Annotated in this window: 14 protein-coding genes; 5 read left to right on the plus strand and 9 right to left on the minus strand. The window is 41.2% G+C overall.

Translation table 11 applies throughout. The annotated features are described in order from the left end of the window. Window positions 1–92: 92 nt before the first annotated feature. From P5V12_RS02605 to P5V12_RS02635, 7 genes are all read right to left on the minus strand, one after another. A complete protein-coding gene (locus P5V12_RS02605) occupies window positions 93–386 on the minus strand; it encodes a hypothetical protein (RefSeq protein WP_316955676.1) in 294 nt (97 codons plus the stop codon). A gap of 230 nt (window positions 387–616) precedes the next feature. Beyond that, entirely contained in the window at window positions 617–3,691 is a 3,075-nt protein-coding gene (locus tag P5V12_RS02610) for a DUF2135 domain-containing protein (protein ID WP_316955677.1), read from the minus strand. A gap of 218 nt (window positions 3,692–3,909) precedes the next feature. Continuing rightward, window positions 3,910–4,263 carry a hypothetical protein gene (locus P5V12_RS02615; protein ID WP_316955678.1) on the minus strand — a complete coding sequence of 118 codons (354 nt, stop codon included), beginning with the start codon at window positions 4,261–4,263 and terminating at the stop codon, window positions 3,910–3,912. A 538-nt stretch (window positions 4,264–4,801) separates the two neighbouring features. After that, window positions 4,802–5,230: a hypothetical protein gene (locus P5V12_RS02620; RefSeq protein ID WP_316955679.1), complete on the minus strand. Its 429-nt coding sequence runs from the start codon at window positions 5,228–5,230 to the stop codon at window positions 4,802–4,804. Between the two features lie 120 nt (window positions 5,231–5,350). Next, window positions 5,351–5,722: a hypothetical protein gene (locus P5V12_RS02625; protein ID WP_316955680.1), complete on the minus strand. Its 372-nt coding sequence runs from the start codon at window positions 5,720–5,722 to the stop codon at window positions 5,351–5,353. A 112-nt stretch (window positions 5,723–5,834) separates the two neighbouring features. Further along, on the minus strand, window positions 5,835–6,212 hold the full coding sequence (locus P5V12_RS02630; protein WP_316955681.1) for a hypothetical protein: 378 nt from the start codon (window positions 6,210–6,212) through the stop codon (window positions 5,835–5,837). A gap of 211 nt (window positions 6,213–6,423) precedes the next feature. After that, window positions 6,424–6,804, minus strand: a complete 381-nt coding sequence (locus P5V12_RS02635) for a hypothetical protein (protein WP_316955682.1) — start codon at window positions 6,802–6,804, stop codon at window positions 6,424–6,426. Between the two features lie 1,305 nt (window positions 6,805–8,109). Here P5V12_RS02635 and P5V12_RS02640 point away from each other — a divergent pair. The 5 genes from P5V12_RS02640 (at window position 8,110) to P5V12_RS02660 (ending at window position 14,310) form a co-directional block, all read left to right on the plus strand. Then, the gene (locus tag P5V12_RS02640; RefSeq protein ID WP_316955683.1) at window positions 8,110–8,436 is read left to right on the plus strand and encodes a hypothetical protein; all 327 of its coding nucleotides are present in this window, start codon (window positions 8,110–8,112) and stop codon (window positions 8,434–8,436) included. Window positions 8,437–8,457: 21 nt separating this feature from the next. After that, window positions 8,458–9,855 carry a DUF3373 family protein gene (locus P5V12_RS02645; RefSeq protein ID WP_316955684.1) on the plus strand — a complete coding sequence of 466 codons (1,398 nt, stop codon included), beginning with the start codon at window positions 8,458–8,460 and terminating at the stop codon, window positions 9,853–9,855. Window positions 9,856–9,947: 92 nt separating this feature from the next. Then, window positions 9,948–12,398, plus strand: coding sequence for a molybdopterin-dependent oxidoreductase (locus P5V12_RS02650; protein WP_316955685.1), 2,451 nt, complete (start codon window positions 9,948–9,950; stop codon window positions 12,396–12,398). Continuing rightward, a complete protein-coding gene (locus P5V12_RS02655; protein WP_316955686.1) occupies window positions 12,395–13,057 on the plus strand; it encodes a 4Fe-4S dicluster domain-containing protein in 663 nt (220 codons plus the stop codon). Before P5V12_RS02650 ends, P5V12_RS02655 begins: the two co-directional genes overlap by 4 nt. Next, entirely contained in the window at window positions 13,045–14,310 is a 1,266-nt protein-coding gene (locus P5V12_RS02660) for a hypothetical protein (protein ID WP_316955687.1), read from the plus strand. The genes P5V12_RS02655 and P5V12_RS02660 overlap by 13 nt, the downstream gene beginning before the upstream one ends. Window positions 14,311–14,487: 177 nt before the next feature. Here the strand turns inward: P5V12_RS02660 and P5V12_RS02665 are convergent, their stop codons facing one another. Continuing rightward, the gene (locus tag P5V12_RS02665; RefSeq protein WP_316955688.1) at window positions 14,488–14,889 is read right to left on the minus strand and encodes a hypothetical protein; all 402 of its coding nucleotides are present in this window, start codon (window positions 14,887–14,889) and stop codon (window positions 14,488–14,490) included. A gap of 179 nt (window positions 14,890–15,068) precedes the next feature. Further along, window positions 15,069–15,644 (minus strand): hypothetical protein, encoded by a 576-nt coding sequence (locus P5V12_RS02670; protein ID WP_316955689.1) that lies wholly within the window; start codon window positions 15,642–15,644, stop codon window positions 15,069–15,071. Window positions 15,645–15,685: the final 41 nt, after the last annotated feature.

Here is a 15,685-nt window from a genome sequence, read left to right on the forward strand (position 1 = left end):
CTCAAGATTGGATATCCGACATATGTTTCCGTCAATGTCTTCTGCGACAAGTGTTACGTTCTATTATCATAGTCGTTGTTGAGTAAATCAACTCACTGCCATTTGTTTAAATACTTTTTGAGCTTAACGCACAACAAATAGTAGAGCGAGAAACATACTGTCCCCGCCATAACCATACGAACCGGATGCGTTTCATAGCTATTGAAATCTAAAAAATAGTCCCAGCTAAGATGGTAACCTCGATAAACGCCAAAAATACCAATCACACAAAAACTGACTCCCATCATTATTAAAAATGGGCCGAATAGTGTTGGGCCAAAGCCTCCCCATGTGTCTGGAACGACCCATTTTCCATAGTCGTTATTCTGCTTTTTTTGATCGTTCATGAATTATCACTTAACGATCCGGTAAAAAAAATTCTCGATAGAAAACACTTATCCACAGGCTGATTTCTCTCTTGTTGTTGATCCATATTTAACCATGTCCCTTTAACATAATCATCCATTCAGTGAAATAGCGCTATTGATGTAGCCAGGTCTGTACCAGACATAGAAGCCGCCGAAATCGGACGTCAGTGTTAATCATAAGCTGCCATTTCAGAATATTTCATTCCTCATCAAATTCTCACCTTGGAGACTAGTTGTTTTTGCTTCGCCTTTTCAAGCTCAACATTTAATGAACGTTCCGTTCTTTGTGGTGTTCCCCAATTTTCGATTATGCGAATATTCACTTTAGTTTTTAAGCCCAGCTTGTTAGGGCTATCCGAAAAATACTTTACATACACCTCGTACTTTCCTTTTGGTGCGTGCTTATTTTTGTAGAATTCCGGTCCGTATCCCTGAGTTACATCGTCCGAAATTTCACCTTTAGAACGAGTAACCTTGTTCTGGTAAGAGCACTCTTCTCCGCTTGGCTCAATAACATGAAGGTCAACATCGGTACGATCAGTATTCCAACTGACAGCGATTAGCATATCAAGCGAATCTGGTAGTTCGCTCTTAAGCGCTTTTAGCTTCAATTGGGCGTAGGCACTACTGAAAAAGCCTTTTCCATTCTCTAAGCGGCGCTCAATAAAACTCAAGTAGTCCATTTTGTGGATGGTTTCATAGTCCCTAAAACGGTTATCCCACTTTCCTGCTAAGCCCATTTCAAAAAACAAAAGAGCAAGATCGTACTTACCAATTTTTTCAGCAAGATTGGCCAAATAGCTATATGACTGAGGTTCAAAAGGGCGCGAGTTGAGAGCTTGTTTGTGCAATTCAAATGCAGCTATAGGTTGTCCCCAGGCTTCAGCCGAATAGGCAACATTTCGTAGTACGGTCACATCTGAAGGAGCACGCTCAACCAAGTTGCTCATCACTTTAATCGCATCTGCTGTGCCGAATTTTTCTAAACGTCTTTTAGACTCCTCCACAATGAGCGAATATATATTTTCCTCGGCTAGTCCACTTAGATAGGATGAACTAACTTGATTTTGAAAGGTAACCTTATTATTAAACTGGTTCTGAGGCTTGTTAAACGCCTCACTGGGTAAGCGCTCCATTAATAATGTTACAGCGTGAGGTAATTCCATATTGACACTACTTAATTTGCTTAGCTTTTCTACGAGTGAGATAAACTGATTTTTTGGATTTCCCAGTTGCAATGCTATATCTCCCCGGATTGAGCGAAATACATCGGTAATGAGCGTTGTTTTTACAACGTAGGCATCCTGTTTGGGAACGATGTTGTAGCGCTTGTAATCCTCCGATGATTCCAGCATTAAGAGCGAGCTTGTGCGCCCAGGCACTTTAAAATGATTGGCGTAAGATGCGGCCACTTTATCTTTGAGCTCACCGAGCCCCTCCAACTGATTGACGGCTATTTGACCATATGTGCGCGCTGTCAAGGAGGAAGGCAACACCTGATTAACAGGTATTTTCACTTCAATTGTTCGGTTGGCACTAGCAAGAGAAAGGTTTAATTCATCACCTAGGTTAGAAATTTTACGACCGGCGATAGTTAATACCTGGCCTGGATAAATAACACTAGGCCGTCCTTCCAACAAGATGTCCCGTGCACCTGCAAGTTCAATTTTCTCTATTGCCCAAGGCAGTGAGGTATGTGCAGTAGCTAAAGAACTGATCTCACTTTTATCCTGCACATGAAAATTTGCACCCCCAAGCTCACGAACTAGATGCTCAAGAAGTGCTTTATCCTCACCTTCTATACCTAACCGATATGAGAACACTTTACCATTGAACTTTTGCTTAACGCTTTCCGTTATTATCCAAGCATTCCGCTCACCCCATGTTGCTGCCCCGTCGCTATATAGAAATAAGTCGTACAACGATTGTTCTTCCAACCATGCAATATTTGTTGCAAACTCCAAAGCATTGGATAAGTCTGTAGCACCTTCCAAAATCAAACTATACAAATAAGTTTTGAGTTCCCTTCGGCTTTCTTCGTTATTGTTTACAAATGAGTTTTTCCACCAAAGAGCTTCGGTATTAAAGCTCATTAATGCAAACTCATGAAGTTCCGCTTCATTTTGTGTGAGTGTCTCGAGTAACAGCTCAACCCAAAGATGAAAACTATCGTTTGAAGCGCTCAGAGAAGTGTCAAGTAAGAAAACCGCTCTCGAATGATTTCTCGCGGGTACCATAGGTAACTCCGCAAGCCATTGGGTTGCAAAATATTCCCCCACCTCATCCATCCCAACCAATGTTGGAGAATACTCTGCATCAATCTTTACCCTTATTCCAGAGAGCAATTCACTGTGTAAAGCCTCTTGTAAAACTCCATTTACAACTCCGGGCCGATATGGAGTTTTAAGCTCTCCGTTTATATTTCGCTGGATTTGCACTGCATCAGGGGAAAGATAACCGAAGGTTACATGAACACGCTTGTCTATAGATTCACGAGTTAAAGGAAAATCTAAGTAAAGGTCGTTATTCAAACGTTGAAGATCTATGTCGTACCCGATAACGATCCGGTTAAGCGATTTAGGCTGTAAGGGGTATACGCTTGCTGAGAAAATTCCGGCGCCAGACCACTCTAGTAAAGCAGGGTCAATTTGTTGGGAAACGGTATCTTCATAAGCAAATGCTGCCTTCTGCTTGGAAACCATTATCGCTTCTTTCGGTTCTTTCCATAACCCCTTATACCGACTGCCTAACTCCTTCGTGCTCAAGTAACCTTTCTCAAGCGATTCAAGTGATATATGGTGTTTATCTTCTAGTAAATTCTGATCACGCTTTAGAGCCTCCCCGAATGCGAAATAGTATGGTTTTGCTCCATCGGGTAACCTGAATTTAAAATCTCCCTCCAAGGTTTCATTGTGAGGGTTAATGTATAAACCATCTACGACAACTCTAGCTCGAAACCCATCTATCCGAACCTTAATATCCAATGCATTTGGTGATATATTTTCTTCATCTCCCACCGAGAGCACAGCAGAATTAGCATTTGCACTAGCGATACGCCAAGTTTTTTCAATCTTATCTTTCTTATTTTTAGCAACAGAGGCTGACTCAACACCACCAATATCGTATGCCACTACCTCAGAATCAGGTCTACGTCGACTATCGTCAGCTTGACTGGCCCTAATACCTGTAACAATGACCTCTTCTTCCATCAACTCACTGTTCGAGGTACAGGACAGTAAACTTATAAAAACCAAATAAAATCCACAGCGGAGAATGCTTTTCATTACGATTAAATCCTTTTCAAAAGATCGGACACCAGTTACGACTAGCTTACCCAAACAATTCGCTAAGTTACAACCAGCCATATAACTATTATTTTTTTATGACCTCTAGGTGCTAGGAACAGACTAAAAGACATGCTCAAAATCGAAGCTTTGCAACCCCTGGAGCATACATAGGAGGATCAGTAATAAAAACCTCTTTCATACACAACTGTTGCTTGTTAAGGCTTGCACTGATTATAAGCATATTTGTATAACCAAAATTGTTGTCCCGCCATATGAAAGCAGCCACCACCAATATTTGAAAAACATTCATGCGTTGTACAATGCTCTATGTAAGCCTGAAGATAGTTTGTATAAATTGTAGTTGCACATTTTTTATTGCTACCATCCAAATCTTCATACTTTTCCATATACGGTTCTATTTCATCAACATCGATTGGATGATGTTCAACGAACCTATCATCCGCTTCTAGGTCTTTCTTAAAAGCCTCTTCATTACATGTTGGCGCATAGTCTGGTTGCGCCCAGCTAACTGAGGACATAAGCAATAAAGTTAATAGAAAATTTCTCATACAGATCTTAACTGGTCGTGTATCGCTCGGCTTAGGAGCGAGCTGTAGTGGCGAAGCCACGAAAAGGCTTTCCCAACCCCCGCTGGGGCAACGGCCGCTTGTTATACCTATACAACCTATTACTATTCAGAAAAAGATAATGCTGGCCAAAATAACAAATAAGCATACTCCTCCAACTAGGAAAAAAAATAATCCTAATTGTTCCGATATTTGATCACCAGATACTCTTTGTTGTTTTAATTTTTCAATCTCCGACGTTGATTTCCCATGACAGACTAAACACCTTCTATGGCTTTTCCTAAGTGGCACCCCAATTCCACAGGTTGGGCACTTTGGCTCAAGTGCAGGACCCTTCGGCTTCGAACGGTAACCATAGTCCCCATCAAAATCTTCCATTAAGCTGCTTCTTTAGCATCAGGTATAACGCCTTGCTCTGCTGCGCGGCGGTTGTATGTATATTTGTGCAACAATGTAGTGCTAGCGGAATGCACAAATAGAAACGTAGACCGCTGCGTCAGAAGGAGCACTTTTTTAGAGTTCACAGCTTATTCCAATTTAGTAATTCACCAAGCGACTCTGATGTGTACATTTTAATGTTAGAAAGCTTCGATATATTACCTGGGGCGAAACTTTCTTCGTATTGAATTGAAGGGCCGTACGCATATCCTCGCACATCACCGAAGGAAGACATACTCATTACAACAGTCAGTCGATATTTGTACCCGTCGTAAAATCTTGTTCCTCCGTCCAACACAAACCTATTCTCATCCAACTTGGCATAGATAGGCTTCTTACCTTCTAATACTGCAAAATAGTCTTCCGATGATTCTTTAAGTACCCTAAATTGGTCAGGAGACAGTTTTTCCCAGTTTACTCCAATGAAGAGTTCATCACTTTTAAACTTTATGGTTTCATTAATCGCACATGAAACCAAAGGTATCAATAGTAAAAATATGATTAGCTTCATTATGGATCTCTAATGGGTCGTTGCTCAATATCACCCCGCAGGGTGTCATTAAAGTTTGTTTATAGCATACTGCTAATGGCTTTTACGTGCCAACACTGGGCAATCTCTCTTACTCTGAATCTATGGTTGACTATCTACCTCCAAGCGAATGGGCCAATTATCTCGTGGGGGTTTTGGAAACCTGTTATTCGCAAACCAAATCGCCACGCACGATGAGTAATGGTGCACAGGGCGAACCTCAACCATCTTAGCCTTGCCATCTCGATCTATAGTGGCAACTAGCTGATAGTAACCAGGGGTTGCTCTAATTTTTGCTGAAGCATGAAAACACTCGCCATCTACATCCCATGTACTTTCTCTTACCAATTTCTCGTATTTCTTTCCTTCTTCTGATTGCATTGCCGCTTCAGCAAAGAAAACTCTTGCGTCGAAGTTTTCAGCGCAAGCTGAACTTGAAATGACAAGAAGAATTAGTAACCTTAATAATTTCATACTAGAAACTGTCTTATACTCAGAACATGGGCGAAAAAAAATGGTGCAAAATAAAAGTTTTTATATTTAGTACTGTGGCTACCTTTAATCGAACTCCTTACATTGAAGGCGCTTACGAGTAATAACCCCACCGATGCTCTATTGGCAAACACTCCATACAAAGCTCTTGATCTTCATGCGTTCCTCCATCCCAAATAATACCGTTGTAATCCGTATCCAAATCTATCCACATATCTTCTTTATCAAACCGAGCGGGATTTTTATCTCTATTAATCATTAGATTATCGCATTGCTCACATTTCCTAGCTGACAATTTCTCCAATGGGATAAATCTCGTATCTTGGCTTAGTAATTTTAAATCGTACTTTTCTAGTAATGCCTTTAATTCTTCATCGAGGGCTTCTAGTTTTTCATCAAACGATCCACTTTCGATATCTTGAGAGTCTGTCTCAAAATAACTATACAGTCTTCTAAGTGCGAATTGCTTCATGGTTGTTCCTGGCTAGCTCTTTTAACGCCTAACAAATCGATTTTAAATACCTTTCTGGGTGTCGTTTACGTATGCTTATAGCTTACTACTAATGGCTTCTGGGTGCCAAGAGCGGGCTATTGGCAGAATTCGGAATCGGAGAATCGTTTACGCAGAAGCGGATATTGGAGGGTCGGCAACGTCAACCTCTTTCAAACACCACAGTCACTTGTTAGGCTTTTTTACAATTCTTGCATGCTTTTAATATTTGCTCCCAGATATATTTTTCTGAGTGAAAGCACAGTGTTCCTTTAACTGCATATGAGATGGTTATTTCAGCATCTTTAAAAAAGTCGTCCTCGCCATTGACCTCATAGTATGCATGCCTGTCATCTTCCTGATACCCTTTATACATAGGAATCATATTTTCACCGTTATTATATTGAGCGCCAAGCAAGTAAAACTCTTCGTAATTTAGCGGCGCTTTAAAGGAAATATATATTTGGCCAGAATAGCCTCGTTTAACTTCAAGCTTAATCGGAACGGATCGATTACCGCATGCAATAACGTAGCTTGAAAATAACAGTGTTGCGATTACTAGTAAGAGCTTCATATTTTAGTGCCTAACGCCAAAATAAGCTGTCCAGTGAGCGCCGCCACTTTTGGTTGCTGTTTCGCCCAAACCCAGCGGCGCTTACTGGGTTAGCCCTAATTGGATTGTTATGCTGCTGATTTAGATATTTTACCAAATAGTACCGTGGATATAAGCAGGGATACACATACTAGCTGCTGATTAGTGGATGTGGCCCCTGCCAACAGGTTAAACCCATGACCATCAACCAATTCCCAGAGTGCATAGATTAAAAGACAGTATACAAGGGCAAGAGGTGCTAGTACCGAAGTGGAAAGTCGGATAAACCGTGATATTACGTAGTTGTACGGTACGGAAAGTATAACAGCGTAGGAGATGTTTTCGATTAGAAAGGAAAGTTTCATGGTCTGCGGTGAGCTAATAGAAAAAACTGGCTTCAACGGTATGGCAAGACTGTAATCTGAGAGTGGGAATGGCTATATTGTTGTGAGCTAGGTATTCGATGGTCGCATCAAAAATAGCTCGCGGTGCCGCCCAGCTATTGGCCTTTCAGGTAGATAGGTAACCAGCCCTTCCTGATGTTCATATTATTCCAATTAGCAGCCCCAAGTAACAGCAGTAGACGTTCGTATAATCGAGATTTCTGATCAGCTTTCGGGCTAAATTGACGGTATTTCAGGCCCTTAAAATAAAGTGCAGAAATGAATGACTGATCATCCTGCAAGGATTTCAAGCCGGGGTTTAGCAGGATAGGCTGAGATTTGCGGTACCCCAAATTGAGGTAGATTTAAACAAATAACCTTCTACTGGCCAGGTGTACCGGGCTCTACAGCGTGAATTGCAATCCCCAAGCCCCCTGTCTAGTGAAACCTGGGAGACCCACACCAATGTAGCCGAAACAGGTTACGGTTGGCTCTGTACCTTTGATTTCGTTCAAATCACAACCTTAGCCGATGACCCTCTTGCCATTTGGCTTGCCGTCCCTTTGTCAGGCTGAATCCATGTTCTTTCAGCTGGACAGGCTTATAAAAAAACAACGGAGCATTTCAAACAGCAAGCTACCAAACAGCTTGTTTCCAACTGTAATAGGTCACTATCTTGATGCAGGTCAATTAGATATAAATAATTTAGACTAGTCTTATATATAGGGCGTAATAGATCTTAGCAGCAAAATTACTGCCTATTCGTTGATAGCATTTTTAACCATGAATCCTTATTAAATGACCTTTGGTTAGCGCTTAACAATCAATTGAAAGCCATGATCATTGGTAAAGACAAATTGATGAATGCATATAACTTTAATGAACTATAACGACGAGGTGCAGTATGAAAAAACTCATACTTTTAGCCGTTGCGCTGATGTTATCAACATCGGTAATGGCCGATCCGGTTAAAGGGCAGAAATATTACCTTAAATATTTACGACCTTACTTTGTCTACAACGGCCAAGTGTTTGCCAGTCAACATATCCAAACAGAATGGGAATCTTACTTCAAAAACGGCGCTGAACAATTTATTAGTGAATTTAGTGCGAAGCACCCGGAATCAGCTGATTTTTTAGCGAGTGAAAAGTTCCAAAAGATGGCGCCACACATTGGTGACTTTGCTATTAAATATGCCGCAGATAGCGGTGAGCTTCCTAATTGTAATTAATGGGATTGAAGAGTGAATATCATGAAGCATTCAACACTATCGTTGGCCATAGTCGTTGGCCTTGGTTTAACTTTTCCGGCATTTGCAGATCAAAGTGAAGACATTGAATTATTGAAAAAACAAGTTCGAGATCTACAAATAAAAACAGGTGGCAACAATCTCAACTTTAGTGTCGATTATCGTGTCACTTTAGACAGCATAGAATACACGCTAGCCGACGGTTCAACGGCTGAAAATGACGGATTACTTGCTAATCGTTTATTGCTTAATATGGGTTATAAGTACAACGACAACCTTGTCTTTAAAGGTCAGCTGTCTTATAGCAAAGCTTACGGTGAAGCACCTTCACATTCTACGCCAAGCAATGACGACTTTGATTGGGTAAATAATGAAAACCTACAAGACAATACGTTACGCGTAAAAGAAGCGTATTTTTTATATTTAGGTGATGCGTTCCTGGGAAACAGCAATATTCCATGGACGTTCAGCCTGGGTCGTCGGCCTTCGACTAACGGATTTTTAGCGAATAATCGTGAGGGTTTTGAAGAGGCTCAATCACCACTAGCGCATTCAATTAACGTTGAATTTGACGGTTTAAGCCTAAACACCAAGTTAGAAGAAGTTATCGGTTTAACAGGTAGTTCTGTCAAGCTTTGTGCTGGTCGTGGTTTAACGAATGCTAATGGTCGTTTTGATCCTGCGGGCTTAGATTATGCTACTAACGATAATCAAACAGACGATATTGATATGCTTGGCTTTATTGTAACGCCATATAATAACGGTCAATATAACCTACAAACTCAAATCTATACCGCTAACAACATGATCGGTTTGGACATGAACAGGATCATGAGCGATGGTGATTACTCATTTTATGACTTCGGTAACTTAAGCAACTTCACCATCTCATTAGAAGTTAATGGTATTGGTGAGTTTATTAGTGACTTTCTAGACGATACACGTGTATTTATTTCTTATTCAATGTCAAAAACAGATCCTGATGATGGCATGGCAATGCTTGGTTCTACGGAATCAGAAACCGGAAATTCATATTGGATTGGTGTCAATGTGCCGGGCCCCTTTGAAGGCGATTCTTTTGGTATTGAATTTAACCATGGTTCAAAATATTGGCGTTCATTCACCTATGGTGAAGACACCATGATCGGTTCCAAAATTGCAGCACGTGGTGATGCCTTTGAAGTTTATTATAACTACCCAATCATAGATGAAGCGTTAACATTTCAGCTCAGATACACAAAAATTGACTATGACTACACCGGTAGTAATGGCTTCTTCGGCTCTGCGACAGGTACGCCTATGACGATTGAGCAGGCTTATGCCATGTCTCAAATGCTTGGTATGCCAGTACCTGTAGAAAGTGCAAGTGATATTCGTGCAACGCTTCGTTATAAATTCTAACGCGAGTACTCACATAAACGGCTGAAGCATGCCTTGAGAAACACAACATAACTCGGTTTTCAAACAGTACGTATTCATGATTAGGTGCAGGTATGGAAATAGGACTCTCACGTAGACGTTTTTTAAAAAATAGCGTCGCACTTTCAGTGTTAGGTGGGGTTACCCTGTCTGGTCCTGAAGTGCTTGCTTTGAGTCAGCATGTCAATTCCGATAAGCCGGCCCGCTATAGTGTGCCAACGCTTTGCGAGATGTGTGTCAACAAATGCGGGCTCATTGCCGATGTTGAAGATGGCATAGTTAAAAAGCTCAACCCCAATCCTCTTTTTCCTAAATCAAGAAATATGCTCTGCGCCCGAGGGGTTGCCGGTATTCATGCGCTTTATGATCCAGATAGGTTAAAAACCCCTTTAATCCGCGTGGGAGAGCGGGGGGATGGTAAATATGTCAAAGCCACTTGGGAGGAAGCCTTTGAATACATTAAAAACAAATTGGTTAAGATTGTTGATGAAGAAAAAGATAATCGTTCCTGTATAGGTTATTGCGCTGGTGAAGGTTTGGCTGAGCACACCTTTAAAACGTTTATGGCTGATAAATTCGGTAGTGCGAATTTTCTCAATCACGCCAGTCTTTGTTTGCAGACAGCCACAGCCGGCTATACCCTCACGCTGGGTGGTTATGGTCAGGCAGATCTTGAAAATGCAAAATATATTATTATGGCAGGTGCTAATCGGGCAGAGGCTATTATTACGCCCGATACAATGGATCTTTTTAAACGAACTCGTGGAAAAGGTGCAACGCTCATTTCTGTCGATCCGCGCTACACCAACACGGCAATGCATGCCGATCTTCATGTGCCAATAAAGCCGGGAACAGATCTGTCATTCGTTTTAGCACTTACCTATGTTGTTCTATCAGAGCAGTTGTATAACAAGGAATATGTCAAAAATAACTTCAATGATTTTGATAAATATCAGCAACATATTCTAGAGAATCAATACACCCCCGAGTGGGCTGAAAAAATCACCGGCGTGTCAGCAAAAACTATCCGCACAATAGCGCGCGACTTTATGGCTGCAGCACCACAAGCGGTTTACTATCAGGGGCGGCGATCAACCTGGGCAAAAAATGATTTCCAACTACGCCGGGCAATGGCGCTTTTTACTGCTTTAGGTGGTGGAGTCGACGTAAAAGGTGGCATTGTGTTCGGTAACAAACTGCCCTTAACCGCTCATGAAATTAATACGCCTTTGTATGCGAATGCTGAGTCCAGAATTGAAGGCGACGATGCAGCTATTATAGGTTCAAGCGGTTCGTGGATTGCATGGCGCAATAGGGTAGAAGCAGGTGAAACGCCCTATCCGATTAGGGGCATGTTTGTTTACAAACAAAACCCGATGCTCTCTATACCTGACACCGCCAAAACCCGAAGAATGTTTGAGAAAATGGATTTGCTTGTGGTTATCGATACGATGCCAAGTGATACCGCATTGCTTGCCGATGTTATTTTACCTGAGTGCTCTTATCTTGAGCGCGAAGATCCAATACGAAGTTTCCCTGGTATAGAGCCTGCCATCGGATTACGACAAAAAGTCATAGAGCCGATGTACGATACCAAACCTGTCATTGAAATTATGCAGGGTCTCAGTAAAAAACTCACCAAACCACTTTGGGAAATTACCAAGAAACATGATGAAGATGTGCAAGACGAGCTGCAAGAAGAAGATGAACTGACTTATTACAAAGAAAATGGCTTTGATCTCACAGAGCCTTACTTACATTCCCAGGACGCACTCAATAAACATGCTTTTGTTGACAAGTATGGTGAAAACGCATGGAAAATACTCCGCGAAAAAGGGGTCTATTACCCGGAAATGGCAGAGTCATTCAAGAAGATTAATAACAATAGCTATCAATATTATCCTGAAGATAAAAAAGCATACTCTATGCTTCCTATTGAAGAGCAAGCAGCTTCTAAGGTAGTTGCCGACGATGTTTATGAATCCTGCGACCCCTGCTCTAATCCAGCTGACATTGCATTATGGAAGCGCACCTTCAACACCCCCAGTAAAAAAATCGAGTGCTATTTGGGTAATCTTGCCGGAAAAGGTGTCGACCCTATGCCTACTTGGCGACAGGAAGAGCATGTCGATGTTCCCGCTGGAAAATTTAAGTTTATTACCGGGCGTCATGCGCTACAGACTCAAAATGCAACCCAGAACAATGTGATGTTGTTAGAACTCATGCGAGAAAACTTTGCATGGATAAACGATGATGAAGCAAAAAAACGTGGCATCGAGCATGGTGATACTATTGAAATCACCAGTAGTGTTGGCTCTGTTCGTATCAAAGCTTATCCCACGCCTAAAATAATCCCCGAGACAATTTTTTACGTTCACGGATTTGGTGCAAAATCTGATGGTCAAACGTTCGCCCATAGAAACGGAGCTAGCGACAACGAAATCATAGAAGGTGTAATTGAACCGGTCTATGGTGCTGCCATCATGCACGAAACACTAGTTACCGTTAAGAAGGTGTCAGTATGAACTATGCAATGGCGCTAGATTATCAAAACTGCATAAATTGCCGCGCTTGTGAAGTTGCTTGTAAAGAAGAAAACGGCGTTCAACTCGGTGCGGGAAAACAACGCATTTGGGTTGGCATTGTGGAAGGCAGTAACGCCGGAATACCTTATGTAAATCTATATCCGTCACAATGCAATCATTGTATCGACGCTCCCTGTGTCTCAGTTTGTCCAACAAATGCAAGTCATTACATTGCTGGTGGGATCGTCAAGGTTGAAGCAGATCAGTGTATTCTTTGCAAAGGTTGCATGGAAGCCTGCCCATATGACGCTAGATTTGTCGATGACACTAAGTATGCAGTAGACAAATGCACCTTTTGCGAACACCAAATTGAAGAAACCGGAACGACAGCTTGTCAGGCAACTTGCCCTACCAAAGTTCGCACCTTTGGTGATTTGGACGATCCTAATAGTGATATTGTTAAGTTACTTAAAACACGACGGTTTTTCTTTCAAAAAGAAGAAATTGGTACACTGCCAAAACTTTTCTACCTGGTGCCAGAAAATGATGCCTATGCCAAGCAAAGTATTGGCCCCAACACCAAAATACACTCCTGGGAAGAGATACAACCCCAATATGAGCGCGCCGCTAAAAAAAGGAGCCTCGAATGGAAACAATAGCTTTTGCGGGTTTAGACATTAATAAAGTGTCTTTTAAAGCCATGTTTTTAAATAAAGCGATGTTGCTGGCCTATTTTCTTTTGTTTATTGCGATATTGGGTCTCTATCAGCTTTATGATCTTCGGTATTTCAGTGCAACGCTGAATGCACATGACGCAGGAATAGATCCCACTAATCCAGCGCTAAAAGAGGCAATGCGCCAGGCGATTTTTGGCACCGTTGGCGAAATAGATAGGAATTCGCCTTGGACTGTTTTAATTTCCAACTATATGTTTATGCTCTACACTGGCAGCGGCATTATTTTTCTCGTTGCCTTAGCTGAACTTTTTCGCGTTAATCTTATTAAAAACCTTGCTGTTGGTTTTATGGTCGTCGGTATTTCTATGGTCTTTGCCGGACTGTTTACCATTACAACAGACTTACATGTATTAAATATTCCCTGGATGCTGCTTACCCCAAATACCGGAGCAGCCATGTGGATGATGTTACCACTTTACCTGATATACATTCCCTTTGTTTTATTTGAAATCTACCTTTTACTCACAAACAATAGAGCTTTAGCAAGAAAGTTAGCGCTTATTATTGTGATTATGAGCATAGGTGTTGATCTAATTGAATATTATATTCAAGCAAACCTCTTTGCTATGAACACCGCAAGGCATTTATGGACTGAATTTCCCGCCTTGACGTTCTATTTTATTGTATCGTCCTTTGTTGCTTCGCTTGGCATTATTGGGGTTTATACCTTTCTGGTACACAGAAATAAAACTGAATATGCCCCTCTGATGAATCTTATTCGTCGCACAATGTTGATAGCCGTTGTTATATTGGGCCTCTTTGAGGTTATTGGTTACCTGCACGTTGAGAAAGACTGGACTAATTTAATTCTGTTTGGACCTTTGGCTCCCCTTTACTTTATAGGCTACGTTCTGCCTATATTCGTACTATCGGTTCTTTTGAGCCTAAAGGCTGGAAAACCTATGCTCACTGTCATTGCATCAATCTTTGTCATTATTGGTGGCTATGTCGGGCGACTTATTTTCGTGTACGGTGGCAACGTCGTGCCAATGTTCAATCGCTTTGGTACGGGTTTTGAAAAAACTGAAATGTACGGGGTAGCAAAATCCTTTATCTATGTTTCTCCTCACCTTGGAGAAGTGTTGATTGTCATCGGCTCTATCGGTGTTGCACTTATTACTTACAAAGTATTCGATGGTCTTTTTTCTGTAGGAAAATTAAGAGAACATTCTTAACTTTTGAAATCCTGAGGGTTACATAGTAAGCGCCAAACCATCTGTATCCTAGTCAAGCTCAACATGCCTAGGTAGCAAAGCTTCAATCGCTTCAATACTCCAGCGCTGTCGGTATAATTCCGCAGTTGGTTCAGCGGCTCCAATTTCTTTCAAACACTACAGTTGCTTGTTCCACCTTCATCCTCTGTCATTAATAGACAAAGAATAAAATTTGGCCTTTTCAATATTGTATTTAACATTAAAAAAACAGTTTCCGCCGTCGAGTACTAGATATAGCTCATTCTTCAGCTTTTCGGTAGTAGGGCCAGGGAGAGCTCCAAGTTCAGATTCGTCATTGAGAGCCTGGACACAAAGCGCATTAATAAATATTTTAGATTCACTAATAAATTTATACTGAAACCTATAATTTTCTGAAGGCTCAAAATCTGATTCACTATTTTCCTTCAAATATTCCCAAAGTCGAATTTCAATTTCGTCAGTTTTAGACAGCTCAGGCTGCTCACCAACTGCAATCCACTCTGCTGAAAAGCTCGGCAATGACAAGAAAAACATAATACTAGCTATAGTGTACTTATTCATACTGACATGCAACGGATTGGTGCTTAATGCCACCCAGTAGGGGGCGTTTATGTTTGTTTATAGCATGCTGCTAATGGTCTATGCGTGCCAGGAGCAGAAATAAAGTTCAAAAATAACAGTCCACCTCGAAAGAAGAAAAGCGGGCGGTGTGCAATATCAAGCCACCCAGCTCATTTAGTCTAAAAACCCTCGGGATGAGTAGATAGCCAATCACAGTGCTTCTTCTTTAGCTCATCTCTTTCTTTTGTTGATGCTAACACGACATCAGCACCACCGTCATAGGGATGAAATACTACCTTCGTAGAAGAACAAACAATCATAATATTGCGCACTTCATCGTTGGCAACTAAACGAAACAAGTCATTTAGCTCACTACCAGTAAAAACTATTTTAGAAGCATGGAGATGCCAAAATACATCGTAGTCTTCGTCTTTGAATGGCTGAATTGAACACCAGTATTCTGAGATAGGAACTAGATTTGTTAGATTTTCTTCTGGTTTTGTTGGAACACCTGACTCAGAATATTCTGGCAAAATCACATACAAGTCTTCTTTATCCCCAACGATCTCCTGCAAGATGAGATTATGCCTGCGCAAAATCTCCACATATTCATCTTCAGTTTCAGGGTATCTCTTAGATTCAGGTAATGAGTGGAAGCGAACCCAACGATTTTTATATTCATGCTTTAAGTTATGAGCCTTCGGTATAAAACCTTCGAATTCCTTCTCCCAAAATTTGGCAAGACTTTTAATCATGAGGTGATTTATCAGTTAATTAATGGGGTAATTTCCCCATA

Origin of the sequence: Teredinibacter sp. KSP-S5-2 (genome assembly GCF_032773895.1) — a bacterium.
In the GTDB taxonomy this organism is placed as follows: domain Bacteria; phylum Pseudomonadota; class Gammaproteobacteria; order Pseudomonadales; family Cellvibrionaceae.